At 39.0% G+C, this 24970-nt stretch carries 36 protein-coding genes; 31 read left to right on the top strand and 5 right to left on the bottom strand.

Annotated elements, in window-relative coordinates:
• The first annotated feature begins 13 nt into the window (after nucleotides 1-13).
• The 27 genes from rplD to RM573_RS10315 all read left to right on the top strand — a co-directional run bounded on the left by rplD (nucleotide 14) and on the right by RM573_RS10315 (nucleotide 13821).
• Nucleotides 14-619: a 50S ribosomal protein L4 gene (rplD, locus tag RM573_RS10445; protein ID WP_303455048.1), complete on the top strand. Its 606-nt coding sequence runs from the start codon at nucleotides 14-16 to the stop codon at nucleotides 617-619.
• Nucleotides 616-918 (top strand): 50S ribosomal protein L23, encoded by a 303-nt coding sequence (gene rplW, locus RM573_RS10440; protein ID WP_303455051.1) that lies wholly within the window; start codon nucleotides 616-618, stop codon nucleotides 916-918. Before rplD ends, rplW begins: the two co-directional genes overlap by 4 nt.
• Nucleotides 919-930: 12 nt before the next feature.
• The gene (gene rplB, locus RM573_RS10435; protein WP_311581379.1) at nucleotides 931-1755 is read left to right on the top strand and encodes a 50S ribosomal protein L2; all 825 of its coding nucleotides are present in this window, start codon (nucleotides 931-933) and stop codon (nucleotides 1753-1755) included.
• A 25-nt stretch (nucleotides 1756-1780) separates the two neighbouring features.
• Entirely contained in the window at nucleotides 1781-2056 is a 276-nt protein-coding gene (gene rpsS / locus RM573_RS10430) for a 30S ribosomal protein S19 (RefSeq protein ID WP_284244759.1), read from the top strand.
• An 11-nt stretch (nucleotides 2057-2067) separates the two neighbouring features.
• A complete protein-coding gene (rplV, locus tag RM573_RS10425) occupies nucleotides 2068-2400 on the top strand; it encodes a 50S ribosomal protein L22 (protein ID WP_303455060.1) in 333 nt (110 codons plus the stop codon).
• 11 nt (nucleotides 2401-2411) lie between these two features.
• On the top strand, nucleotides 2412-3104 hold the full coding sequence (rpsC, locus tag RM573_RS10420) for a 30S ribosomal protein S3 (RefSeq protein ID WP_303455063.1): 693 nt from the start codon (nucleotides 2412-2414) through the stop codon (nucleotides 3102-3104).
• 10 nt (nucleotides 3105-3114) lie between these two features.
• On the top strand, nucleotides 3115-3528 hold the full coding sequence (gene rplP, locus RM573_RS10415; protein WP_242283930.1) for a 50S ribosomal protein L16: 414 nt from the start codon (nucleotides 3115-3117) through the stop codon (nucleotides 3526-3528).
• Nucleotides 3528-3719: a 50S ribosomal protein L29 gene (gene rpmC, locus RM573_RS10410; RefSeq protein ID WP_303455069.1), complete on the top strand. Its 192-nt coding sequence runs from the start codon at nucleotides 3528-3530 to the stop codon at nucleotides 3717-3719. The genes rplP and rpmC overlap by 1 nt, the downstream gene beginning before the upstream one ends.
• Nucleotides 3719-3967 (top strand): 30S ribosomal protein S17, encoded by a 249-nt coding sequence (rpsQ, locus tag RM573_RS10405; protein ID WP_303455070.1) that lies wholly within the window; start codon nucleotides 3719-3721, stop codon nucleotides 3965-3967. Before rpmC ends, rpsQ begins: the two co-directional genes overlap by 1 nt.
• Nucleotides 3968-4250: 283 nt before the next feature.
• On the top strand, nucleotides 4251-4619 hold the full coding sequence (gene rplN / locus RM573_RS10400; RefSeq protein WP_303455072.1) for a 50S ribosomal protein L14: 369 nt from the start codon (nucleotides 4251-4253) through the stop codon (nucleotides 4617-4619).
• Nucleotides 4620-4631: 12 nt separating this feature from the next.
• Nucleotides 4632-4946: a 50S ribosomal protein L24 gene (gene rplX / locus RM573_RS10395; RefSeq protein ID WP_303455075.1), complete on the top strand. Its 315-nt coding sequence runs from the start codon at nucleotides 4632-4634 to the stop codon at nucleotides 4944-4946.
• A gap of 15 nt (nucleotides 4947-4961) precedes the next feature.
• Nucleotides 4962-5501, top strand: coding sequence for a 50S ribosomal protein L5 (gene rplE, locus RM573_RS10390; RefSeq protein WP_303455076.1), 540 nt, complete (start codon nucleotides 4962-4964; stop codon nucleotides 5499-5501).
• A gap of 11 nt (nucleotides 5502-5512) precedes the next feature.
• Entirely contained in the window at nucleotides 5513-5818 is a 306-nt protein-coding gene (rpsN, locus tag RM573_RS10385; RefSeq protein WP_303455078.1) for a 30S ribosomal protein S14, read from the top strand.
• Between the two features lie 19 nt (nucleotides 5819-5837).
• Entirely contained in the window at nucleotides 5838-6227 is a 390-nt protein-coding gene (gene rpsH / locus RM573_RS10380) for a 30S ribosomal protein S8 (protein ID WP_432280234.1), read from the top strand.
• Between the two features lie 11 nt (nucleotides 6228-6238).
• Nucleotides 6239-6772: a 50S ribosomal protein L6 gene (rplF, locus tag RM573_RS10375; protein ID WP_311581358.1), complete on the top strand. Its 534-nt coding sequence runs from the start codon at nucleotides 6239-6241 to the stop codon at nucleotides 6770-6772.
• A 9-nt stretch (nucleotides 6773-6781) separates the two neighbouring features.
• Nucleotides 6782-7135 carry a 50S ribosomal protein L18 gene (gene rplR, locus RM573_RS10370; RefSeq protein WP_303455085.1) on the top strand — a complete coding sequence of 118 codons (354 nt, stop codon included), beginning with the start codon at nucleotides 6782-6784 and terminating at the stop codon, nucleotides 7133-7135.
• A gap of 9 nt (nucleotides 7136-7144) precedes the next feature.
• Nucleotides 7145-7654: a 30S ribosomal protein S5 gene (rpsE, locus tag RM573_RS10365; RefSeq protein ID WP_303455086.1), complete on the top strand. Its 510-nt coding sequence runs from the start codon at nucleotides 7145-7147 to the stop codon at nucleotides 7652-7654.
• A gap of 6 nt (nucleotides 7655-7660) precedes the next feature.
• The gene (gene rpmD, locus RM573_RS10360; RefSeq protein ID WP_074496183.1) at nucleotides 7661-7840 is read left to right on the top strand and encodes a 50S ribosomal protein L30; all 180 of its coding nucleotides are present in this window, start codon (nucleotides 7661-7663) and stop codon (nucleotides 7838-7840) included.
• A 2-nt stretch (nucleotides 7841-7842) separates the two neighbouring features.
• Nucleotides 7843-8277 carry a 50S ribosomal protein L15 gene (gene rplO / locus RM573_RS10355; protein ID WP_303455090.1) on the top strand — a complete coding sequence of 145 codons (435 nt, stop codon included), beginning with the start codon at nucleotides 7843-7845 and terminating at the stop codon, nucleotides 8275-8277.
• Nucleotides 8278-8285: 8 nt separating this feature from the next.
• On the top strand, nucleotides 8286-9611 hold the full coding sequence (gene secY, locus RM573_RS10350) for a preprotein translocase subunit SecY (RefSeq protein WP_303455091.1): 1326 nt from the start codon (nucleotides 8286-8288) through the stop codon (nucleotides 9609-9611).
• A 17-nt stretch (nucleotides 9612-9628) separates the two neighbouring features.
• The gene (gene rpmJ / locus RM573_RS10345; protein ID WP_068545060.1) at nucleotides 9629-9742 is read left to right on the top strand and encodes a 50S ribosomal protein L36; all 114 of its coding nucleotides are present in this window, start codon (nucleotides 9629-9631) and stop codon (nucleotides 9740-9742) included.
• Between the two features lie 130 nt (nucleotides 9743-9872).
• A complete protein-coding gene (rpsM, locus tag RM573_RS10340) occupies nucleotides 9873-10229 on the top strand; it encodes a 30S ribosomal protein S13 (RefSeq protein ID WP_303455101.1) in 357 nt (118 codons plus the stop codon).
• Between the two features lie 13 nt (nucleotides 10230-10242).
• Complete coding sequence (rpsK, locus tag RM573_RS10335; RefSeq protein WP_076420861.1) at nucleotides 10243-10632, top strand: 30S ribosomal protein S11; 390 nt, start codon at nucleotides 10243-10245, stop codon at nucleotides 10630-10632.
• Nucleotides 10633-10665: 33 nt separating this feature from the next.
• Complete coding sequence (gene rpsD / locus RM573_RS10330) at nucleotides 10666-11286, top strand: 30S ribosomal protein S4 (protein WP_303455111.1); 621 nt, start codon at nucleotides 10666-10668, stop codon at nucleotides 11284-11286.
• 25 nt (nucleotides 11287-11311) lie between these two features.
• Nucleotides 11312-12301: a DNA-directed RNA polymerase subunit alpha gene (locus RM573_RS10325; RefSeq protein ID WP_303455114.1), complete on the top strand. Its 990-nt coding sequence runs from the start codon at nucleotides 11312-11314 to the stop codon at nucleotides 12299-12301.
• A 41-nt stretch (nucleotides 12302-12342) separates the two neighbouring features.
• The gene (gene rplQ / locus RM573_RS10320) at nucleotides 12343-12750 is read left to right on the top strand and encodes a 50S ribosomal protein L17 (protein WP_303455115.1); all 408 of its coding nucleotides are present in this window, start codon (nucleotides 12343-12345) and stop codon (nucleotides 12748-12750) included.
• 171 nt (nucleotides 12751-12921) lie between these two features.
• Entirely contained in the window at nucleotides 12922-13821 is a 900-nt protein-coding gene (locus RM573_RS10315; protein ID WP_311581338.1) for a phosphoribulokinase, read from the top strand.
• Between the two features lie 32 nt (nucleotides 13822-13853).
• Here RM573_RS10315 and RM573_RS10310 read toward each other — a convergent pair whose 3' ends face one another.
• Together RM573_RS10310 and RM573_RS10305 are read right to left on the bottom strand one after the other, a co-directional pair.
• Nucleotides 13854-14258, bottom strand: coding sequence for an OsmC family protein (locus RM573_RS10310; RefSeq protein WP_311581335.1), 405 nt, complete (start codon nucleotides 14256-14258; stop codon nucleotides 13854-13856).
• Between the two features lie 67 nt (nucleotides 14259-14325).
• A complete protein-coding gene (locus RM573_RS10305) occupies nucleotides 14326-14679 on the bottom strand; it encodes a DUF3802 family protein (RefSeq protein ID WP_311581331.1) in 354 nt (117 codons plus the stop codon).
• A gap of 446 nt (nucleotides 14680-15125) precedes the next feature.
• Between RM573_RS10305 and RM573_RS10300 the strand changes: the two genes are divergently transcribed.
• On the top strand, nucleotides 15126-18077 hold the full coding sequence (locus RM573_RS10300; RefSeq protein WP_311581328.1) for a TonB-dependent receptor: 2952 nt from the start codon (nucleotides 15126-15128) through the stop codon (nucleotides 18075-18077).
• 201 nt (nucleotides 18078-18278) lie between these two features.
• A complete protein-coding gene (locus tag RM573_RS10295) occupies nucleotides 18279-18770 on the top strand; it encodes a DUF3016 domain-containing protein (RefSeq protein ID WP_311581325.1) in 492 nt (163 codons plus the stop codon).
• Between the two features lie 70 nt (nucleotides 18771-18840).
• Here the strand turns inward: RM573_RS10295 and RM573_RS10290 are convergent, their stop codons facing one another.
• The 3 genes from RM573_RS10290 to RM573_RS10280 form a co-directional block, all read right to left on the bottom strand.
• Complete coding sequence (locus RM573_RS10290) at nucleotides 18841-20268, bottom strand: tetratricopeptide repeat-containing sulfotransferase family protein (protein WP_311581321.1); 1428 nt, start codon at nucleotides 20266-20268, stop codon at nucleotides 18841-18843.
• Nucleotides 20269-20435: 167 nt separating this feature from the next.
• The gene (gene hslO, locus RM573_RS10285; protein WP_311581318.1) at nucleotides 20436-21299 is read right to left on the bottom strand and encodes an Hsp33 family molecular chaperone HslO; all 864 of its coding nucleotides are present in this window, start codon (nucleotides 21297-21299) and stop codon (nucleotides 20436-20438) included.
• A 3-nt stretch (nucleotides 21300-21302) separates the two neighbouring features.
• A complete protein-coding gene (locus tag RM573_RS10280) occupies nucleotides 21303-21710 on the bottom strand; it encodes an RNA-binding S4 domain-containing protein (protein ID WP_311581315.1) in 408 nt (135 codons plus the stop codon).
• Between the two features lie 199 nt (nucleotides 21711-21909).
• Here RM573_RS10280 and gspC point away from each other — a divergent pair, with 199 nt between their 5' ends.
• Both gspC and gspD read left to right on the top strand, forming a co-directional pair.
• The gene (gene gspC, locus RM573_RS10275) at nucleotides 21910-22836 is read left to right on the top strand and encodes a type II secretion system protein GspC (RefSeq protein WP_311581312.1); all 927 of its coding nucleotides are present in this window, start codon (nucleotides 21910-21912) and stop codon (nucleotides 22834-22836) included.
• Nucleotides 22837-22865: 29 nt separating this feature from the next.
• Complete coding sequence (gene gspD / locus RM573_RS10270; protein ID WP_311581310.1) at nucleotides 22866-24968, top strand: type II secretion system secretin GspD; 2103 nt, start codon at nucleotides 22866-22868, stop codon at nucleotides 24966-24968.
• Nucleotides 24969-24970 lie beyond the last annotated feature (2 nt).

Raw genomic sequence — 24970 nt, 5'->3', positions numbered from 1 at the left:
CAGGAGATTTGTGATGGAATTATCATTAAAAGACGCTAAAGGCGCTCTTGAAGTTTCCGAAGCAACTTTTGGACGTGAGTTCAATGAAGCTTTAGTACACCAAGTAGTAGTTGCATACGCAGCTGGTGCTCGTGCTGGTACTCGTGCTCAGAAAACTCGCTCAGAAGTTAGCGGCGGTGGCGCAAAACCATGGCGTCAAAAAGGTACTGGCCGTGCTCGTGCTGGTACAACTCGTGGTCCAATCTGGCGTACAGGTGGCGTAACATTCGCTGCTAAGCCACAAGATCACAGCCAAAAAGTAAACCGTAAAATGTACCGTGGTGCTATTGCTAGCATCTTATCTGAGTTAGTTCGTCAAGAACGCTTAGTTGTGGTAAATGATTTTGCAGTTGAAACGCCAAAAACTAAAGAATTAGTAGCTAAGCTACAAGGTTTAGAGTTAAAAGACGTGTTAATTGTTACTCCAGAAGTAACAGAAAACTTGTTCTTATCAGCTCGTAACTTATACAAAGTTGACGTTCGCGATGTTGCGGGTATTGACCCAGTATCTTTAGTTGGATTCGAAAAAGTATTGATGACTGCTTCTGCAGTTAAGCAAATTGAGGAGATGTTAGCATGATAAGCGAAGAACGTTTGTTAAAAGTGCTTTTGGCACCGAACATTTCTGAGAAAAGCACAATGGCTGCTGAAGCAAACAACACAGTTGTTTTCAAAGTTGCAACTACTGCTACTAAAGCTGAAATCAAAGCTGCTGTTGAGAAACTTTTCGAAGTTTCAGTTGAAGGTGTTCGCACATTAAATGTTAAAGGTAAGACAAAACGTACTGGTGCTCGTTTTGGTCGTAGAAGCGACTGGAAAAAAGCATACGTTACTCTTGCTGAAGGCAGCGACATCGACTTCGTCGGCGCGGAATCATAGGAGTTTACAAAAATGGCTATAGTTAAATGTAAACCTACTTCTCCGGGTCGTCGCCACGTTGTTAAAGTGGTAAACGCGGAGTTGCATAAAGGTAAGCCTTACGCACCATTATTAGACACTAAGTCTAAGTCTGGTGGTCGTAACAATACTGGTCGTATTACAGTTCGTCACGTAGGTGGTGGTCACAAGCATCATTATCGTATGATCGACTTTAAACGTACTAAAGATGGCATTCCTGCAAAAGTAGAGCGTTTGGAATATGATCCAAACCGTAGTGCTAACATTGCGTTAGTATTATATGCAGATGGTGAACGTCGTTACATCTTAGCCCCTAAAGGCTTAAAAGCTGGTGATACTATCCAGTCTGGTGTTGACGCTCCAATCAAAGCAGGTAACACATTACCATTGCGTAACACACCATTAGGTAGTGTTATTCATGCAATCGAACTTAAACCTGGTAAAGGTGCTCAAATCGCTCGTGCGGCGGGTACTTATGCTCAATTAGTTGCTAAAGATGGTGCTTACGTAACTTTACGTCTTCGTTCAGGCGAAATGCGTAAAATCGAAGCAGACTGTCGTGCTACTTTAGGTGAAATCGGTAACGCAGAACACATGCTTCGCTCTTTGGGTAAAGCAGGTGCTACTCGTTGGCGTGGTGTTCGCCCAACTGTTCGTGGTGTTGCCATGAACCCAGTTGATCACCCGCACGGTGGTGGTGAAGGTAAAACTTCAGGCGGTCGTCATCCGGTATCTCCTTGGGGTGTACCAACTAAGGGTTACAAGACTCGTAAAAACAAGCGTACTGATAAGTTTATCGTACGTCGTCGTACTAAATAGTACATCTAATTAAAGAGGAATCACCATGCCACGTTCTCTCAAGAAAGGTCCATTTATAGACCTACACTTGTTGACGAAGGTAGAGAAAGCTCTGGAAAGCGGGAATAAAAAGCCAATTAAAACTTGGTCCCGTCGTTCAATGATCATACCAAATATGATCGGATTGACCATAGCTGTCCATAATGGCCGTCAACACGTTCCTGTATTTGTAACCGAAGAAATGATCGGTCACAAATTGGGTGAATTTGCACCAACTCGTACTTATCGCGGCCATGTCGTTGATAAGAAAGCGAAAAGATAAGGGGAAGTTAAATGGAAGCTATTGCTAAACATAAATTTGCCCGTGGTTCAGCACAAAAAGCTCGTTTAGTTGTGGATCAAATCCGCGGCTTGGGTGTTGAAAAAGCTTTAGAAATCTTAGACTACAGCAACAAAGGTGCTGCAGACTTAGTGAAAAAAGTTTTGAACTCAGCGATTGCTAATGCAGAACATAACGAAGGTGCAGACATTGATGAATTATTCGTTAAAACTATTATGGTTGACGATGGTCCTACAATGAAACGTATCAAGCCTCGTGCGAAAGGTCGCGCGGATCGTATCCTTAAGCGTACAAGTCACATTACTGTGATTGTAGCTGATAGCTAGGAGATATTAGAATGGGTCAAAAAGTCCATCCAAATGGTATTCGCTTAGGTATCACTAAACCTTTCGCGTCTACTTGGTTTGCAAGTAGCAAAGATTTTTCAGCGAATTTACACGGTGACCACTTGGTTCGTGAATATTTAACTGAAAAGCTTAAGCGTGCATCATTATCAAAAATCGTAATTGAGCGTCCAGCTAAATCAATCCGCGTAACAATTCACACGGCTCGTCCAGGTGTTGTTATCGGTAAGAAAGGCGAAGACGTAGAAAAATTACGTTTACAAGTATCGAAAATTGCTGGTGTTCCTGCTCAAATTAACATCGCTGAAGTACGTAAGCCAGAAATGGATGCGCAGCTTGTTGCAGACAGCATTGCTAGTCAATTAGAACGTCGTGTTATGTTCCGTCGCGCTATGAAGCGTGCTGTACAAAACGCAATGCGTTTAGGTGCTAAAGGTATCAAAGTTGAAGTTAGCGGTCGTTTAGGCGGCGCTGATATCGCTCGTTCTGAATGGTATCGTGAAGGTCGTGTACCTTTGCATACATTACGTGCTGATATTGACTACGCAATCGCGCGTGGTGACACAACTTATGGTGTTATCGGTATTAAAGTTTGGATCTTTAAAGGTGAAGTAATTGGTGGCATGCCTACTCAGGTAGAAGCACCAGCTAAACCGAAAAAAAGAAACAATCGCAAGAGCAAGTAGGGGATAAGTAATGTTACAACCAAAACGTACTAAATTCCGTAAGCAATTTAAATTGCGTAACCGCGGTCTTGCACAAGTCGGTAGCTCAGTAAGCTTCGGTACTTTCGGGTTGAAATCAGTTGAGCGTGGTCGTATGACTGCTCGTCAAATTGAAGCGGCTCGTCGTGCAATGACTCGTCACGTTAAGCGTCAAGGTAAAATTTGGATCCGAGTATTTCCAGACAAACCAATTACTAAAAAGCCTCTTGAGGTTCGTATGGGTAAAGGTAAAGGTTCTGTAGAATATTGGGTATGTCAAATTCTACCAGGTCGTGTTCTTTATGAAATGGAAGGTGTATCTGAAGAATTAGCACGCGAAGCATTTGCTTTAGCGGCAGCTAAACTTCCGTTTAAAACAACCTTCGTAACTAGAACGGTGATGTAATGAAAGCTAGCGATTTAAGAGAAAAAAGCATTGAAGAGTTAAATGCTGAATTACTTGAGCTATTGCGCGAACAGTTTAACTATCGCATGCAAGCAAGCACAGGTCAGTTAGCACAAACTCACTTGCTAAGAACGGTACGTCGCAATATTGCACGTGTTAAGACTATCATAACTGAAAAGGCAGATAAGTAATGAGCGAGAAAATTCGTACACTACAAGGTCGTGTAATCAGTGATAAAATGGATAAGTCTATCACTGTTTTAATTGAACGACGTGTTAAACACCCAATTTACGGTAAGTTCATGACGCGTTCAACTAAGTTGAAAGCGCACGATGAAACTAACCAGTGTAATGCAGGTGACGTAGTAACTATTCGTGAATGCGCTCCAATTTCTAAGTCTAAAAACTGGACATTGGTTGACGTAGTAACAAAAGCTTAATTTTAAGTTTATAGTCACTATTAAAACGGCTCCTAAAGGAGCCGTTTTTTATTATAAAATATTCAATTCCTCATCTATAGCTCACGCTAGCCCTCATCGATAAAAATAATCTCGGATAATTAGAAATAATTGTATAAATAAAGTACCACTTTTTATTAACTGGTGTTATAATCTCGCGCCCTCTTAATATGAGTGGGATTTAAAAGGCAGTGACGGGTCAAATTTCTGGCCTTAAATTTCTATCTTTTTTATAGACGAAAGATAAATAGCGGAGACATATTAAATGATCCAAATGCAATCACAATTGAACGTAGCTGATAACAGCGGCGCTCGACGTGTACAATGTATAAAGGTTCTTGGTGGTTCGCACCGTCGCTACGCACGCATTGGTGATATCATTAAAATTGCAGTGAAGGAAGCAAATCCTCGCGGTAAGGTTAAAAAAGGTGATGTTCTTACTGCAGTAGTGGTGCGCACAAAGAAAGGTGTTCGTCGTACAGATGGTTCTGCCATCCGTTTTGATGAAAACGCGGCTGTAATGTTAAATGCTAACTTACAACCAATTGGTACTCGTATTTTCGGACCTGTGACGCGTGAACTTCGTAATGAAAAGTTCATGAAAATCGTTTCACTTGCTCCAGAAGTACTATAAGGAGTCACGATAATGGCATCTAAAATTCGTCGTGATGATGAAGTAGTTATACTAGCCGGAAAAGACAAGGGCAAGACTGGTAAAGTCACTAAAGTGCTTGTTGAAGACGGTAAAGTATTTGTTGAAGGCGTAAACTTAATCAAAAAGCACACTAAGCCTGTACCTCAGTTACAGCAGCCTGGTGGCATTGTTGAGAAAGAAGCACCTTTAAACGTTTCAAACGTAGCGATCCTTAACCCAGCAACGGGTAAAGCAGATCGTGTAGGTTTTAGAATTGAAGACGGCAAAAAAGTACGTTTTTTCAAATCTAATAACGAATTAGTTTAATAATTGGAGTAAACGATGGCGAAACTGCATGATTTATATAAAGATACAGTTGTAGCTGAACTTCAAAAGAAGTTTGACTATAAAAGTGTCATGCAAGTCCCTCGGATTGAAAAGATCACCCTTAACATGGGTGTTGGTGAAGCTATTGCTGATAAAAAAGTATTAGAACATGCCACAAATGATCTTACTGCAATCTCAGGTCAAAAGCCTATTACGACTGTAGCACGCAAATCTGTTGCGGGCTTTAAGATTCGTGAAGGTTATCCTATTGGCGCAAAAGTAACTCTACGCGGTGAAAGAATGTGGGAATTTTTAGAGCGTTTAATCTCTATTTCTGTTCCTCGTATTCGTGACTTCCGTGGCTTGAACCCGAAATCGTTCGATGGCCGTGGTAATTACAGCATGGGTGTTCGTGAGCAAATCATCTTCCCAGAAATCGAGTATGATAAAATCGATAAGATTCGTGGTATGGATATTACTATCACTACTACTGCGAAATCTAATGAAGAAGGTCATGCATTGCTGACTGCCTTTAATTTCCCGTTTAAGAAATAAGGTGTAGAGTTATGGCTAAATCGTCAATGAAAGCTCGTGAAGCTAAAAGAACCAAATTAGTTGCACAATATGCTGAAAAGCGTGCAGCGTTAAAAGCAATCATCTCAGGTGTTGATTCTTCGGAAGAAGAACGTTGGGATGCAGTATTGAAACTTCAAAGTTTACCTCGTGATTCATCTAGTAGCCGTCAACGTAATCGTTGTAATGTTACAGGTCGTCCACATGGTTACTTACGTAAATTCGGTTTAAGCCGAATCAAGTTGCGTGAAGCAACTATGCGTGGTGAAGTTCCAGGTCTTAAGAAAGCTAGTTGGTAATTCACGGGAGTAAATGGTTATGATGACTGATCCTATCGCGGACATGTTTACACGCATCCGCAACGGTCAATCTGCAGCAAAAACTGCAGTAACAATGCCATCTTCTAAAGTAAAAGTTGCAATTGCTAACTTACTTAAAGAAGAAGGTTACATTACAGAGTATTCAGTGTCTGGTGATGCAAAACCAGAATTAGCTGTTACTTTAAAATATTTTGAAGGTAAAGAAGTAATCGAAACAATTAAACGTGTTTCACGTCCAGGTCTTCGCGTATACAAAGGTGCAAATGAGTTACCTAAAGTATTAGCGGGCATGGGTATTGCGATTGTTTCTACTTCTAAAGGTCTAATGACTGATCGTGCCGCTCGCTCTGCGGGTCTTGGTGGTGAAGTTCTTGGTTTCGTAGCGTAAGGAGCAGAACTATGTCTCGTGTTGCAAAAGCACCTGTCGAAGTACCTGCTGGCGTTACCGTAACGTTATCAGGTCAAGACATAAAAGTTAAAGGTCCAGTGGGCGAATTATCTCGCACGATCCACAGTGACGTTGTTATTTCTCAAGAAGAAAATAACATCATCACGAATATCGTTGCTGATGTTAAAGGCGCTTGGGCTCAAGCCGGTACTGCACGTGCTTTAATCAATAATATGGTTGAAGGTGTTAGTAAAGGTTTTGAAAAGAAATTAGTTTTAAACGGTGTTGGTTACCGTGCAAAAGCTGCAGGTAAGAACTTAAACTTATCTTTAGGCTTTTCACATCCGGTTGATCACGCTATCCCTGAAGGGATTACTGTTGAAACTCCTAGTCAAACTGAAGTCGTGCTAAAAGGCGCTGACAAACAGTTGGTCGGTCAAACTGCTGCAAACATTCGCGCATACCGTAAACCTGAGCCTTATAAAGGTAAAGGGATCCGTTATAGTGATGAATATGTACGCCGTAAAGAAGCTAAGAAAAAGTAGGGTAATACGATGGATAAGAAAACATCTCGTTTGCGCCGCGCTAAACGCGCTCGTGCAAAAATTAGCGAGCTGGGTGCGAATCGTTTAGTCGTTCACCGTACTCCTCGCCATATTTACGCGCAATTGATTGCACCAACAGGTTCTGAAGTAATCGCAACAGCGTCTACTTTAGATAAAGAAGTTAGTGCTCAGTTAGAAAAAACAGGTAACGTAGCTGCAGCGCAAGCTGTAGGTAAAGCAATCGCTGAACGTGCAAAAGCTAAAGGCATTGAGTCTGTAGCATTTGATCGCTCAGGTTTCCGTTATCATGGTCGTGTAAAAGCGTTAGCAGATGCAGCTCGTGAAGCTGGTCTTCAGTTTTAGGGGTTGATGATGGCTAATCATAATCAAGAAAACTCACAACAAAGTGATATGGCTGAAAAGCTAATTGCCGTTAACCGTGTTTCTAAAGTGGTTAAAGGTGGTCGCATATTCAGTTTCACAGCATTAACTGTTGTTGGTGATGGTGCTGGTCGCGTTGGTTTTGGTTACGGTAAAGCACGTGAAGTGCCTGCTGCAATCCAAAAAGCAATGGAAAAAGCACGTCGTAACTTAGTAACCGTTGATTTGAAGGGTACAACGCTTCAACATCCTATTAAAGGACGTCACTCAGGTTCTAAAGTTTACATGCAACCAGCTTCTGAAGGTACAGGTATCATCGCCGGTGGCGCGATGCGTGCAGTACTTGAAGTTGCAGGCGTACAGAACGTATTGTCAAAAGCATACGGTTCTACTAACCCAATTAACGTAGTACGCGCTACTGTTTCAGCCCTTGCGAACATGAAATCGCCAGAAGCTGTTGCAGCTAAACGTGGCAAAAGCGTTTCAGATATCTTGGGGTAATTGAACATGGCTAAAACAGTAAAAGTAACTCAAGTAAAAAGTTCTATTGGTCGTTTACCGAAACATAGAGCTACATTAAAAGGTCTTGGTTTACGTCGTATCAATCATACAGTTGAGTTAGAAGATACTCCATCTGTACGTGGTATGATCAATCAAGTACATTATATGATTAAGGTGGAGGATTAATAATGCATTTAAATACTTTATCTCCTGCACCAGGTGCTAAGAAAGCCAAGAAACGCTGTGGTCGTGGTATTGGTTCAGGCATAGGTAAAACTGGTGGTCGTGGTCACAAAGGTCAGAAGTCTCGTTCTGGCGGTAGTGTTCGTCCAGGTTTTGAAGGCGGTCAAATGCCATTGAAACAACGTTTACCTAAATTTGGTTTCACGTCACGTAAATCTTTAGTTCGCGCTGAAGTACGTTTACATGAACTAAATAACATCACAGGTGATGTTGTCGATATTCATGCGCTTAAAGACGCTAACTTAATCACACGTAACATTGTGACAGCTAAAATTATGTTGTCTGGCGAAATTACTCGTCCAATCACTGTTCGTGGCTTAAGTGTTACTAAAGGTGCTCGTGCGGCTATTGAAGCTGCCGGTGGAAAAATCGAGGAATAATACAGGTTATGGCTACACCAGGAATGGATAATAAAGGCGCAGGCGGACTGTCTGAGCTGAAACAAAGATTATGGTTTGTATTCGGCGCATTAATTGTTGCCCGTTTGGGATCATTCGTGCCAATCCCTGGTATTGACGCCGCTGTATTAGCTCAGTTGTTTGAACAACAAAAGGGCACCATTGTAGAAATGTTTAACATGTTCTCTGGTGGTGCACTTGAGCGAGCCTCTGTATTGGCACTTGGTATTATGCCTTACATTTCAGCTTCTATTATCATGCAACTCGGTTCTCATATGATCCCAAGTTTGCAAGAATTGAAAAAAGAAGGTGAAGCTGGAAGACGTAAAATCAGCCAATACACCCGCTACGGTACTTTAATATTAGCAACGGTACAATCTGTCGCGATAGCAAGAAGTTTACCTGGAATGATGCCTGGTCTAGTGATGGACGCTGGTTTCGGTTTCTACTTTGCCGCTGTAGTTAGTTTGGTTACTGGTACCATGTTTTTAATGTGGTTAGGTGAACAAATTACCGAACGTGGTATAGGTAATGGTATTTCTATCTTAATATTTGCGGGTATTGTTGCTGGTATGCCATCAGCTGTGGGTCAAACTGCAGAAATGGCGCGTCAAGGGGAAATACACCTATTAGTATTATTGCTAATTGCAGTAATTGTATTTGCAGTAACTTTTTTTGTGGTATTTGTTGAACGTGGTCAACGACGTATCGTTGTTAACTACGCAAAGAGACAGCAAGGACGTAAAGTGTTTGCCGCTCAAAGTACGCATCTACCGCTAAAAGTAAATATGGCTGGTGTAATACCACCTATTTTTGCTTCAAGTATCTTGTTGTTCCCTGGCTCTATTGCCAGTTGGTTCGGACAGGGTGACGGCATGGTAGCCGACGTTTTGCAGGAATTGTCTATTGCAATTTCTCCAGGTCAGCCGCTATACGTTATGTTACTAGCAGCAGCGATAATATTTTTCTGTTTCTTTTACACGGCATTAGTTTTTAATCCGCGTGAAACAGCAGATAACCTGAAAAAATCTGGTGCGTTTATTCCTGGGATACGTCCTGGTGAACAAACGTCTAAATATATAGATAAAGTAATGACACGCTTAACCTTAACGGGTGCGTTGTATATTACCTTTGTCTGTTTGGTTCCTGAATTTATGATGATTGCATGGGATGTACAGTTTTACTTCGGTGGAACATCGTTACTGATCATTGTTGTAGTTATTATGGATTTTATGGCTCAAGTACAAACACATTTGATGTCTCATCAATATGATAACGTACTTAAGAAAGCAAACCTGAAAGGCTATGGCCGCTAGGTTTAACGGAGTATAAAATGAAAGTTCGTGCATCCGTAAAAAAGATTTGCCGTAACTGTAAAGTTGTTAAACGTGCTGGTGTTGTTCGCGTAATTTGCGTTGAACCAAAGCATAAGCAACGTCAAGGCTAAATCTTTAGCAGTAGCATTATGCAGATAACTCTGTATAATGCCGCTTCGATTTACAAAATAAGTCGCTGGTTGAGTATCCTAACGGGCTTTTCAACCGGTTAATTTTAATCTTTAAATAGGAGATGTGTTAGTGGCCCGTATCGCTGGCATTAACATCCCTGATCGTAAACATGCAGTAATCGCCATTACTGCGATTTACGGTATTGGTCAAACTCGTGCAAAAGCTATTTGTGCGGCGGCTGGTATCGATGAATCTACGAAGATCAGTGAATTAGACGAAGCAAAAATTGATTTGCTTCGCGCAGAAGTGGATAAATACACCGTAGAAGGTGATTTACGCCGTGAAGTTTCAATGAACATTAAACGTCTTATGGATTTAGGTTGTTTCCGTGGTATTCGCCACCGTCGCAGTCTTCCTCTACGTGGTCAACGCACTAAAACAAATGCGCGTACCCGTAAAGGTCCTCGTAAGCCAATTAAGAAGTAAGAGGAACTAGACAATGGCTAAAACACCTGTACGTACGCGTAAACGCGTAAAAAAACAAGTTGCTGATGGCATGGCTCATATCCATGCTTCTTTCAACAACACAATCGTAACTCTTACAGACCGTCAAGGTAATGCATTATCTTGGGCGACTGCTGGTGGTTCTGGTTTCCGTGGTTCACGTAAATCAACTCCATTTGCTGCGCAAGTAGCTGCAGATCGTGCTGGTAAAGCTGCACAAGAGTTTGGCTTGAAGAATATTGAAGTGTTCGTTAAAGGTCCGGGTCCAGGTCGTGAATCTGCTATCCGTGCTTTAAATGCTGCTGGTTTTAAAATCACCAACATTACTGACGTTACACCGATTCCTCATAATGGTTGTCGTCCTCCTAAGAAACGTCGCGTTTAATCGCTCATTTTTTAGGATAGTTGGAGAAAGAAAATGGCTAGATATTTAGGTCCAAAGTTAAAGCTTAGCCGCCGCGAAGGAACTGATTTGTTCCTTAAAAGTGGTGTTAGAGCTATTGACACTAAATGTAAATTCGAAATGATCCCAGGTCAGCACGGCGCACGTCGCGGTCGTTTATCTGATTATGGTGTTCAACTTCGTGAAAAACAAAAAGTTCGTCGTATTTATGGCGTACTAGAGAAGCAATTCCGTAACTACTATAAAGAAGCTGCGCGTCTAAAAGGTAATACAGGTGAAAACTTGTTACAACTTTTAGAAAAACGTTTAGATAACGTTGTATACCGCATGGGCTTTGCAAGTACTCGCGCTGAAGCACGTCAACTTGTAAGTCACAAAGCTATCGTAGTGAATGGAAGTGTTGTTAATATTCCATCTTTCACTGTTAAAGCTGAAGATGTAGTTTCTGTTCGTGAAAAGTCTAAAACTCAAGCGCGTATTATTGCTGCTTTAGAATTGGCTGAACAACGTGAGAAGCCTGTCTGGGTTGAAGTAGATAACAAGAAGCTAGAAGGTGTTTTTAAACGCGTTCCAGATCGTTCAGACTTATCTGCCGAAATTAATGAACAGTTGATAGTTGAACTTTACTCTAAGTAAAGTCGCACTTTAAGAGAGGACATATATGCAGGGTTCTGTAACCGAATTTCTTAGACCACGCTTGGTTGATATTGAAACTGTTAGCACTACACGCGCTAAAGTAACTTTAGAGCCATTGGAACGTGGTTTTGGTCACACTTTAGGTAATGCCTTACGTCGTATACTTTTATCTTCAATGCCAGGTTGTGCTGTAACTGAAGTAGAAATTGATGGTGTATTACATGAGTACAGTAGTAAAGAAGGTGTTCAAGAAGACATCATCGAAATACTGTTAAACCTTAAAGGATTAGCAATTGGTTTAGAAGGCAAAAATGAAGCAGTTCTTACCTTAACTAAGTCAGGTGAAGGCCCTGTAACGGCAGCTGATATTCAGCATGATGGAGATGTAGAAATTGCAAATCCAGAACATGTGATTTGTCACCTTACCGGTGATGGCTCTATCAGTATGCGCATTAAAGTTGAAATGGGGCGTGGTTACGTTCCTGCTTCAACTCGTCGTGATGCCGAGGAAGAAGATCGTGCAATTGGACGTTTGTTAGTTGATGCATCTTTCAGTCCTGTAGTTAGAATTGCTTATGATGTTGATTCTGCACGTGTTGAACAACGTACAGATTTGGATAAATTGGTTCTTGATATGGAAACTAACGGTACGTTAGATCCTGAGGAAGCTATCCGTCGCGCTTCAACTATTTTAGCTGAACAGCTAGATGCGTTTGTTGAGTTACGTGATATTACTCAAGAAGAACCTAAAGAGGAAAAACCTCTGTTTGATCCGATATTGTTACGCCCAGTTGATGATCTTGAACTTACTGTTCGATCTGCTAACTGTTTAAAAGCAGAAGCAATACAATATATTGGTGATTTAGTACAACGTGCTGAAGTAGAGCTTCTTAAAACACCTAATTTAGGTAAGAAGTCTCTAACGGAAATCAAAGACGTGTTAGCGTCTCGTGGTTTATCTTTAGGTATGCGCCTTGAAAATTGGCCACCTGAAAGCATAGCTGATAACGACTAAGTCGATCATCGTTTTTTAATAGTTGAGAGAAGGATTAACTTATGCGCCATCGTAAAAGCGGTCGCCAGTTAAACCGTAATAGCAGTCATCGCCAGGCGATGTTCCGCAATATGGCAAGTTCTTTAGTTAAACACGGCGTTATCAAAACGACTGTTGCTAAAGCTAAAGAATTACGTCGCGTTGTAGAGCCATTAATTACTATGGCTAAGACCGACAGTGTAGCAAACCGCCGTTTGGCATTTGCCCGCACACGTGATCAAGAAGTAGTAGGTATTTTATTTAACGAACTTGGTGAACGTTACCAAGAACGCCCAGGTGGTTACACTCGCATTTTAAAATGCGGTTACCGTACTGGTGATAAAGCGCCTATGGCTTACGTTGAACTTGTAGACCGTCCAGCAGTTGAAGAAGTTGCTGAAGAAGTTGAAGAAGTTAGCGAAGAAGCTTAATTACTCAATGTAGTTAAGTGAATTATTTAAAACGGAGCTTTTGCTCCGTTTTTTATTGCCTAAATTTAATCGCTAACCTATTTTTCAAATCATGATGAAGACAAACTTTCTTGACCTACCTTGATATTATTCGTATAACATTAACCCCGATAATCATAGGCTTGATTTTTTATGTCGTCTCGAAATCCTATAATAGCTGTCACAGGTTCATCTGGTGCAGGTACGTCAACAACAACTGAGTCTTTTGAACATATATTTCGTTCTTTGGGGATTGTGTCTGCAAAAGTCGAAGGAGACAGTTTTCATCGTTATTCTCGCCAAGAAATGGATCTTGAAAAAAGAAAGGCTAGAGAAGATAAACGAAACATTAGTTATTTTGGTGACGAAGCCAATGACTTTGATGCACTAGAAAGGTTATTTAGAGATTACTCAGAAACCGGTAAAGGTAAAATGCGCCGTTATCTGCATACCTTTGATGAAGCAGTACCCTATAATCAGATGCCAGGTACCTTTACTCCTTGGGAGAGCTTAGGCGAAGGTACAGACCTATTATTTTATGAAGGCCTGCATGGCGGAGTTGTCACTGAGAAAAATGATGTCTCTCAGCATGTAGATTTACTCATTGGTATGGTGCCTATTGTAAACCTTGAATGGATCCAAAAAATAATTCGAGACACAAACCAACGTGGGCATAGTCGTGAAGCGGTAACAGCAAGTATTGTCAGAAGTATGGAAGATTATATTTCTTTTATTACCCCACAGTTTTCACGTACACATATAAATTTTCAACGTGTTCCAACGGTAGATACTTCGAACCCTTTTAGTGCTAAAGCAATTCCGACACTTGATGAAAGCTTTGTTGTGATCCGCTGCCGCGATGGCAATCACATTGATTTTCCGTACTTTCTCAGCATGATCGATGGTGCTTTTATGTCAAGAATGAATACGTTAGTGGTGCCAGGCGGCAAAATGGGTTTGGCGATGGAGTTAATCCTAACACCATTGATCCGAGAAATTATGCAAAAAAAGCATGAAGCCAATAAACAACTTGACTGGATGAGTGATCTCTAAGTATCACTTACTCCAGCTAGTTGTTTAAAGCATTAACATTCAATAATCGAAAAGTCGTGAGTAATATTAACGGATTTGTTAAGCATCAAGGCAACGGAGCAATACTTATCGGCAGAAAGACTAATTGCTTTCTTAACATGTTTTTCTTCCACGTTTGTTCCTGAAATAACGAAATGTAAATGAATATCAGAAAATAACTTGGGCACAGAATCTACTCTTGTTCCGCTGATCTCGACTTTACAATCGCTTACGTTTTGACGTGTTTTCTTTAAAATACTGATCACATCCACAGATGAGCAGCCACCCAATGAAATTAAGACATTTTCTAATGGACTAGGCGCTAAACTACCTGCATTAGCATCTAAAACGATAGTGTGGCCACTTTCTGAAATACCTGCGAACATTTCATCGCCAATCCATTTTACTTGAGCTTTCATAACTTTCCCCCTAAAAAAATCAGGATGATAACGGAACAAATAGAGATAAACTAGAGGTAAAGGGAAATTACTCAGTAGTGCCAGCGTGGACTTCGGTGTCAAACAGGTTTTTTATTAATAGGGCAAATTCTTTTAAAAAGGTTTTTTGTTGTTCAGTGACTGGGTTATTAATAACGCCAGAGAGGATTTCCTCTAAATCATAAACGATGGCGTCTACTTCGCGGATAATAATATTACGTTGATTAAATGATAATTGCTCATTTTGATTACAAACCATGATGATTTGTTCACTAAGCTCCTGTTCAATAACAGCCATCACTGAGTCATTTGATGAATTAGTGACACTACTATTTTCAAATAAACTCAAATGTTCAGTGAGATATTCAATAACATGTACATATCCATCAGTGTCGATGACCATAGTTTACTCTTCAAAATTTAGCAGTAAGTTAATATTACTCTGTCTAGACAAAAACAATCAAGTATTGCGTATTAAGTGTAGAAGTTTCATCAGGCTATCACTTAACTAAGTTGGTGATAAAAAACAACCGCAATATAATGTTTCACGATGAAACATTTTGACGGTATGAATTTAAACGAAATAACAATAAAACGTTGGCAAGTGTACGGTTTTTTATACAAAAGATTTTAATCATTTGGAAAGCAATATAATTTTATCTTTAAATTCAATCTATTACTTTATTTTGTGTTTTCAGGAAATATTAATAGTTTGTAAATAAAACGACTTGAATATATTTTCACATAAGGCATTATTAAGAGGTCATGTTACGTTTTGTAACATGTAGTCATATAAATAATAATAATAATAATAAAAAATAAAAATTTCACTCCAGAGAGAAACATAAAATGAATAAAAATATTTCTAAATCGTTTAAACGATCTGTCACAGCTGCTGCTGTTGCCATGTCATTAGGCGTTGCAATGCCTGCTATGGCAAATGACGGCGCGATTACAGGTACTTCTGTAAACCAAGCCGGCAATGTTTTAGCTAATGTTACTGTAACTATTAAAAATTTAACCACAGGTTTAACGCGTACTGTTCAATCTGATTCGCAAGGTAATTATCGTTTTCCACTTTTACCTTCAGGTAACTATTCTTTAGAAGCGAAAAAAGATGGTTTTACTGTTTTACAGGAAAAATCATTAAGAGTTGGGCCAGCAGGTTCTACAACGGTAGATTTAACACTAGAAGCTGGTGATATTGAGCGTATCACTGTTACTGGTGCTGCAGTTTCTGCGATTGATGTCTCTTCAAGTGAGTCTCAATTAATTGTTGATGTTGAGTATTTAAACAAGGTACCAATTTCTCGTGACGTAACTTCAGTAGCAATGTTAGCGCCGGGAACTATCAAAGGTGATAGTGATTTCGGTAACTTTGCTTCTTTCGGTGGTTCATCAGTTGGTGAAAATACTTATTATGTCAATGGCATCAATACAACCAACTTCCGTAATGGTTTAGGTGGGTCTGAATTACCATTTGAAATGTACAAATCTTTTGAAGTTAAAACCGGTGGTTATTCGGCTGAATTTGGTCGCTCTACGGGTGGTGTTGTTAATGCTGTAACTAAAAGTGGTACCAATGAATTTAAATTTGGTGTAAGTGCGTATTTTGAACCAGGTTCAATGCGTGAAGAGTCGCCAGATGTTTTCAGAACAGATCAAGCCGATATAGATGCGTCTGGAACTGAGTATTATCAAGTTAATAACAAAGATAATAGAGGAAAAACTAATATTAACGTCTGGGCAAGTGGCGCGTTAATTGAAGATAAATTATTCTTTTTCGGTTTAGTAAATCAAGAAAATCGTGATAGTGACTATGCAAACAGTAGTGCTATTTATGATCGTGAAGCAAATGATACGTTATATGCTTTAAAACTTGATTGGTACATTACTGATGATCATATTTTAGAATTTACTGGTTGGGATAATACTTCTGAGCTAGAAAGCACGAAAAATTTATACAACCCAGATACAGACACTACCGGTGAGTGGTACGGTGATTATATTTTAGAGCGTGGTGGTAAAACATGGGGCTTAAAATATACCGGTATTTTAACGGATGATTTAACGGTAAGTGCGCAATATTCAATTAACGAAGCCAGTTACAGTAATTTGAACATGGGTAGTAACCCATTAGGTGATAAACCTGCAATTTATGAGCGTTTTTCAGGTCGTGAATTTGGTGCATTTGGTTTATTCACTCCGTCTGTTCAAAATGATAAACGTACTGCTTACCGTTTCGATGTTGATTGGTATGTACATGATGATCATACCTTACGTTTTGGTATCGATTATGAAGAAATGGAAGCGACCGAAGATACACAACGTGCTGGTGGTGTAGCTTATCGTTATGAAGGTTGTGATACTGATTTGTTGGATATGGGACAACTTGATTGTTCAACAGTACGTCAAGAGTTTTATATCAACCAAGGTGACTTTGAAACTAAGTCAGCTGCTTTCTACATTGAAGATACTTGGCAAGTAACAGAAGATATCGTTGCGCGTATTGGTTTACGTAATGAGTCTTTTGAAAACTACAACAAAGCTGGTGATAAGTTTGTTGATGTTCAAGATCAATGGGCACCACGCGTTGGTTTAAGCTGGGATATTAACGGTGATGGTGAAAGTAAGGTATTTGCTAACTACGGTCGTTATTTCTTACCAGTAGCAACTAATACAAACGTACGTTTAGCGGGTGATGAATTATATACACGTCAGTTTTTTGCTGTTGAAAGCATTGACGCTAACTTTATTCCACAACTAGGCGAAGCACTTACTGGTGTTACAACTTATGGTGACGGTACTCTTAAGAATACGGCAGAGACAGTAAACGCTGATCTTGACCCTATGTATCAAGATGAATTTATTTTAGGCTACCAACGCTTATTAGGTGATTCTTGGAGCTTTGGTATCAAGGCAACTTACCGCGACTTAGGTAGTTCTTTAGAAGATATCGCGATTGATGCCGGTTTTGATGCCATGCTAGATGGTGGTTGTACATTATGTAGTGGTTTCCATTATTATGTATTAACCAATCCAGGTGAAGATGTAACAATTACTACTGACCCTGATGGTGATGGTCCTTTAGCAAATCAAGCCTATACTATTACCGCTGATCAATTAGGATACCCTGCAGCAGAACGTTCTTATGGCTCTGTAGATGTTACCTTTGATCGTGCTTGGGAAGACGATTGGATGTTTGGCTTTACTTATACGTGGGCACATAGCTGGGGCAACAATGAAGGTTTCGTGCGTTCAGATAATGACCAAAACGATTCTGGTTTAACAACAAACTTTGACCAACCGGGCTTAACCGATGGTGCAAGTGGTAACTTACCAAATGATCGTCGTCATTCATTCAAAATTAACGGTGCTTACCAAGTTATTGAAAACTTAACAGTAGGGGCTAACTTTAACTGGACTGAAGGTCGTCCACTGAACTCATTTGGCTTCCATCCAACAGATGCATTTGCTTCGCTATATCAAGCAGCATCATTTGTTAAAGATGGCCAATTAGTTCAACGTGGTTCTGAAGGGCGCACAGCCAATACATGGCAATTAGATTTATCTGCATCTTATGATTATTACTGGGATGACAGTAAAATTACTTTCCGTGCAGATGTATTTAACGTCACTAATAATGATAAAGCTACACAGATGAATGAAGTTAACGAGCGTTACGCTGGTTGGGATGCTGAATTAGGCGGCTATGATGGTGGACCTAATCCAACTTACGGTTTACCAACTGACTTCCAAACACCACGTTATTTCCGTTTCAGTGTTAATGCTGAATTCTAATATCGTGTAAAAAGTAAGATTGTTGATAAAACCCTAGAGTAATCTAGGGTTTTTTTTTTGACAAAATTTTACATGAACCCGCTAAAATGATTCGTTGTCACGAATTTTTTTCGCTTAATTAGTTATAAAACAATAAATAGGTGTGGTTTGCTTCTCGGATCTTACCAAGCTATATTAATTGAAAATGAATAAGGATTTCAGATGATGTTTAGCAAAATTATTTTAACGTTAAGTTGCTTAATGGTATTAACAGCCCATGCAGGGACAAGTCAGGTTACTTGGCAATCGCCAGAAAAATACGCAGATATATATGCATCTTTTGAAAATAAAAAGACTTTCCAAAGTGATTTGTTTGCCGTTTTCGAGAATCATTTTGAAGATTTAGCGGCACAATTACCCGATGGATATAGTCTTTATATTAAGGTCAAAAATTTAGATTTAGCAGGTGCGGTTTCATTTGCTAATAGTCAAAAAATAAGAGTCGTTGATGATTCAACGCCACCTCGTATCGAGTTTGATTTTCAAGTGATGGATAACAGTAATAAAATATTAATTTCTCGAGGCGTGTATTTATGGCCTAAACACTTTAAATTTCAACGCTCATTACATGCAAACAAACTTTATTATCATGAGTTAAATTTGATCAAAGGGTGGTTTGACAATACTTTTGCACCCGTACTAGCGAAAAATTAATCCGTGTTAAAAATAGACGATAAAAAACGCAGCACAGGCTGCGTTTTTTTGATCATTATTACTGACCATTTCACAATAATTGAAACTTTTCTTTAATAAAATCAGAAGCTTTAATTGAGCTTTTGTTTAGTTTATTTCTTACTTGTCCAACACTTGCTGTTTGAACTGGATGATTATTCTTATAAAAACTTAACATTTCATCTTGATAGTCAATACCAATATGTTGGCAACATTTACTGATAACGTCCTCTGGGTTTTCTATCAATGCTTCGTAGCTTATTTGACAAAGCTTATCATTAAACAGCGACTGCCAATGTCTTGTTAACGCTTTTTCTGAAGAGAAAAACGTTTTGATATGTTCGAGGTTAAAACTCCAAGCAAGACCTTGGCTGAAAAATGTTCTAAAGCATGACCAAGCATTGGCTGTTTCATCGCGTGTGATTTGAATAAATGTAGCCTTTGGATAGATATGTTGTAATAAACCGACATGATGGTTAATGTTCATGGATTTATCAATGATGAAATTTTCATCTCCGTACCTTTGTCGAGAGAGGTTGTCATATTCAAGTTCGATATCTGCTAATATTTTTTCATTATTATCTAGCTTATTGAGACGATTAAGCGCATTTGCGCCAAAAGGAGCCATTGCTAAAGCTAAGTTGTTTGATTCTCCGCCTGATTGAATTTGACTATGTGACGTTAATATTTGTTGTAATAACGTGGTACCGCTTCGAGGTAATCCAACAATAAAAATGTATTTGCGTTCAGAGCTATGTTTAGGGGTAGGTAAACTATTGAAATAATCTTCATTTTGATGGTTGATAATAGCATTAACATTTTGTCGATAAGCAATATCGTTAAAATTAAATTTAGCCTGCATAAGCTGACAACCAATGTTGAATTTGCTTAATGCTTGTTCTTCATCGCCAATATCAAGTAATGCTTTACCATAGGCAAACCAATAAGGTATTTGATTTTGTTGATCATTACCTTGTCGCATCTTACTTTCGATGGCGATTAAAGTTTCAAATTCAGGACTGTTTTTAGTGAAGGATATTAGCGCCGATAATGTTAACCATGAAATACCTAATAAAGGATTTTTCTTTAACGTGATATGTAAATGTTTAATGGCGTTTTCCATTTCTCCCACTTGGCTAAATACAGTGCCGAGAAAATGATGAATAGCGATTGACTGAGTTGAATCTTTGATTGGTGATATTAACGCGATAGCTTGTTGAATTTTTCCCGCTTCCGCGTAAATACTGGCTACTTGTAATAATCTATTTTCGTCTTTGGGTGAAATTTTTAGATAATTATCAGCACATGTTATCGCTAAATCAACTTCGCCAACCGAAAGTGCAATGCGTGTTAATCCTCCCCATAAATTTTCTAGCGGTGCTTGTTGTTCAATAAGATCAGCTAACTTGCTCATGGCTGTTTTTTTGTTATTGTTTTTAATATCTGCTAACACTTGGTTAGCTAAAGCTTTATGATCCAAAGGGAATTACTCAATAAAATATGATGGCTATAGAGTATTATAAAAGGTCAAATATGTAGAGGAATTATTTGGAAAATTCGTGCCTGAAATAACGAGAAAATTGTTATGAAAGTCATAAAAAAAGGCGCAATCTTGCGCCTTAATATTAAATCCTATCAATGGTAAATTTAATGTTTCACATCATTGATTAAATGCGTTAATTGTTTTTCATAAAAAGCATAGGTTGTTAAACAATAATCGCATGTCATGCTTATGCAGCCTTGCTCTTCTAATATGCTTTTTATTTCAGTTGCTTGGATTTGCGATATAGCATTCATACATTTTTCTTCTGAACAACTACATTGATACTCAACAACTTGCGGATCAAATAACCTAACTTTCTCTTGGTTATATAAGCGAAATAACAGTGTTTCTGCATCAAGTGTAAAGATTTCTTCCGCTTTTAGCGTATGCGTAAGTTGACACAAGTGCTCAAAATCATTTTGTTGTTTTTCTTTATCATCACCATCAGGAAGTAATTGCACTAAACTGCCTGCCACTTGCTGTGTCTCATCATTATGAAAAAGCCAAATCATGGTAGGTATTTGTTCAGATACCTTAAAGTAATGCGATAAACAATCTGCGATAGTTGACTGCTCAAGCGCAACAACGCCTTGATAAGCTTCGCCTTTTTCAGGGTGAATGGTAATGACCATAGTGCCTTTACCAATTAAGTTTTGTAAACCTTCGGCAGTTGTATCTTCTTTTAACTTGGCAATGCCACGCATTTTTTGATTATGTCCGCCATTAACAGCTAGATACCCTATTGGTCCATCTCCTTGTAATTGAACGGAAATTTCACCTTCTAATTTTAAGGTTGCAGTCAATAAACACGTGGCGGCAACTAACTCACCTAATAATTGGCGTACCCCTAAAGGGTAATCATGGTTAGCAATGATTTGCTGATAGGTATCTGAAAGTTGAACGAGTTCGCCTCGTACGTGAAGGTCATCAAATAAATAACGATGTAAAATATCAGGTTGTGAGTTCAAACCTTAAATCCTTTCTTTAAATTGTCTAATTTTCCGACGTTGTTTTTTATCGGGTTTAGTGTCCGAAGCTGGACTGAGCAAAATACCTTGTTTGCGAGCTAAGGCATTTTTCTCGCGAGTTTCTTTGCTTCTTGGTGTTTCTAAATAGAGTGTTTGGGCAAATGTCGCATCTTTTCTTTTATCGGCAAGGGCAATGATTGTTACTTCTTTTTCTTCAAAGCCTTGGCGAACTTTTATTACATCGCCAATCGCAACAGATTTACCTGATTTGCTCCGTTGACCATTATAGAAAACTTTACCACCGTCGATCATTTGCTTAGCTATGGCGCGAGTTTTATAAAAACGCGCCGCCCAAAGCCATTTATCAAGTCGTGTTGAGGTATTTTTTGTTAATTCTTTACCTTGTGTCATCGTCTTGTTATATACCGTGTGCATAATATCGCGAAAGTTACCATAGCTTGGTATTTTACACCATGAAAAAGACTACTTTGTAAATATTAGTTAAATTTTTGGTAGATTTCTTGTTGCTTAAGCTTAGCTCAAGTATCATCGGGAGAATAATAACAGTTAAAATGAATTCATTATCATCAAAATGCAGTTTCCATCGAGTATGACAGAGCTTTCCGAGCAACTACAAAAATTGCCTCAACAGAATATTGCCAAAGTAATTTCTGCTTTGTTACTTTGTTATATTGCTTATTTATTAGCGCAATTTACTTGGTTAGTCGCAGCAGACAATAAAATAGCATCACCTATTATCGCCAAATACAATACATCGGCAAATGATAATAGCCATGATGTGAACGTGAGTGTAATTAGTCAGCTCAATTTATTTGGCAAATACTCTGAACAAAAAACTATTGAAGAAGTCAAAGTTCAAGATGCACCTGAAACAAAATTGAGATTAACCTTAACAGGCACAGTTGCCAGTGATGATGTTACAATTGCCGCTGCCATTATCGAAAATAATGGCAAACAAGAAACTTATGGTATTGGAGATAAAATTACTGGTACGCGAGCGGTACTTGATAGTGTGGCAACAGATAGAGTGTTAATTAAGCAATCAGGTCGCCTTGAAACCTTAATGCTTGATGGTTTTGATTATAATAAACGACAAACACATTCAGTGAATAGGACAAGTGAGAGAAAACCCAGTAGAGGAATTGTTAAACCATCCCCTTCGAACGGCCCACAAGTACTTGATCAACGCGATAATAAAATACTTAGTCGCACAGCAATGCAGCTTAAAAGTGACATTAATAATGACCCAGGTAAGATAACGGATTATTTAAAAATTATCCCGAAAAGGGAAAATGGCGATATTATTGGTTATCAATTAATGCCGGGTAAAGCCCCTGAGTTTTTTCAATCTTCAGGGTTGAAATCAGGTGATGTTGCGGTTCAAATGAACGGTTTAGATCTGACAATACCGAGTGAAGCCGCTCAGGCTTTACAGGCTTTGAAAGAAGAACAAGAAATATCATTACTGGTTGATCGTAGTGGTGAAATGACCGAAATACTGTTTAGTATTCAATAGTCATAAATTTAATATATAAGGAATTTTTCATGCGCAAGACTGTATATGCGTCTTGGTTAAAACGAGCAGTAGTAATTTTATCTACCGTATGTGTTTTTAATGGCTTATTGCTAACGGCAAGTTCAGCCAGTGCTGCTCAATATTCACCAAATTTTAAGGGTACAGATCTTAACGAGTTTATCAATATTGTTGGTAAAAACCTTAAAAAAACCATGATTGTTGACCCTAATGTTCGTGGCAAAGTAAATGTCAGAAGTTACGACTTGTTAACCGAAGAGCAGTATTATCAATTTTTCCTAAACGTCTTAGAAGTTTATGGTTTTGCCGCAATAGAAACCGGCAATAACATCATCAAAGTTGTTCGTAATAAAAAAGCAAAATCTGCCGCAACGCCTTTAGTAGATGATGACAACCCTGGGGTTGGTGACGAAATGGTTACCCGAGTGGTTGAAGTAAAAAATGTCACCGTGCGCGAGTTATCACCATTATTACGTCAAATGTCAGACCAAGCGGGCGGTGGTACAGTAGTAAATTACGATCCCGCCAATGTTTTTATTATGACTGGTACAGCGTCTGTGGTTAATCGTTTAGCAAATATCATTAAACGTGTTGACCGAGCAGGTGATCAATTTGAGCAAATCATTAAACTACAGTTTGCATCGGCTGGCGAAATGGTGCGTATCGTTGAAGCGTTAAATAAATCAAGCCAAGGTAAAGCAGGCAGTACACCAAGTTTTCTAATTCCAAAAATAGTGGCAGATGAAAGAACCAACAGTGTTATCGTCAGTGGCGAAAAACAGGCTCGCGAACGTATTGCAAAATTAATTCAACGTTTAGACAGTGAACTGGAAAATAACGGTAACACGCGCGTCTATTACCTGAAGTACTCAAAAGCTGAAGAATTAGTGGATGTGTTAAAAGGGGTGAGTGAATCAATAGAAGCTGAAGCCAATACAAGCAGTACAAATAAACGTAATAGCCAAAAACGTAATATCAGTATTGAAGCGCATAAAGATACTAATACTTTAGTGATCACTGCACAGCCAGACATGCTACGTTCATTAGAGGCGGTTATCCGTCAACTTGATGTACGTCGTGCACAAGTACTTATTGAAGCAATCATTGTTGAAGTGTTCGAAAGTGATGGCGTAAATCTTGGCGTTCAATGGTTTCATGAACAAGGTGGCTTTACTCAATTTAATAATGGACCGGCTTCAATCAGTGCAGTTGCTGGTGCTGCTGAAGCGGCTAAAAGTATTGAAGGGGATATTGTTCCAGCGGTTTACTCTTCTGAAACTGGTGAAAAAATAAGTGATGAATATCGCTTAAACGATACTAAAGGTGATTATAACTTACTCGCACAAGTGCTTGGCTCAGTGAATGGTATGATGTTCGGCATCTTAAAAAATGATTGGGGGGCAGTAATTCAAGCGGTAAGTGCGGATACTAATTCCAATATTTTAGCAACACCAAGTATCACCACGTTAGATAACGAAGAAGCCCATTTCTTAGTGGGTCAAGAAGTACCTATTATTACTGGTTCAACAACAGGCAGTAATAACAACAACCCATTCCAAACGGTCGATCGTCAAGAAGTTGGGATTAAATTAAAAGTAACTCCACAAGTGAATGAAGGCACTGGCGTACAGTTAACCATTGAACAAGAAGTTTCGTCGGTCAGTGGTGCCACAGGTGTTGATATTTCTATTAATAAGCGTGAAATCAAAACAACTGTTATGGCAGATAATGGCGCGACGGTAATTTTAGGTGGTTTAATTGATGAAGATGTGCAAGAAAGTGTGCAAAAAGTTCCTCTGTTAGGCGATATTCCAATTCTCGGTCATTTATTTAAATCAACCAGTAATACGAAACGAAAACGTAACTTAATGGTTTTTCTTCGTCCTACGATTATTCGTGACGGCAAGTTGATGAACCAAATCAGTCAAGATAAATATAATTTCATTCGTGCCGATCAAATTCGTAAACAAGAAGACGGTTTAGAGTTATTATCGGATGAAAAATTACCTTTGTTACCGGCTTGGAATGATGAACTATCATTACCGCCATCGTTTGATGAATATCTTGATAATAAACAACAAGATAAAAAATCAGATAATGGTGTAGAGAAGTAAAG

This window comes from Thalassotalea castellviae (genome assembly GCF_031846185.1).
Taxonomy (GTDB): domain Bacteria; phylum Pseudomonadota; class Gammaproteobacteria; order Enterobacterales; family Alteromonadaceae; genus Thalassotalea_H; species Thalassotalea_H castellviae.
This window is presented reverse-complemented; position numbering and strand designations above follow the sequence as displayed.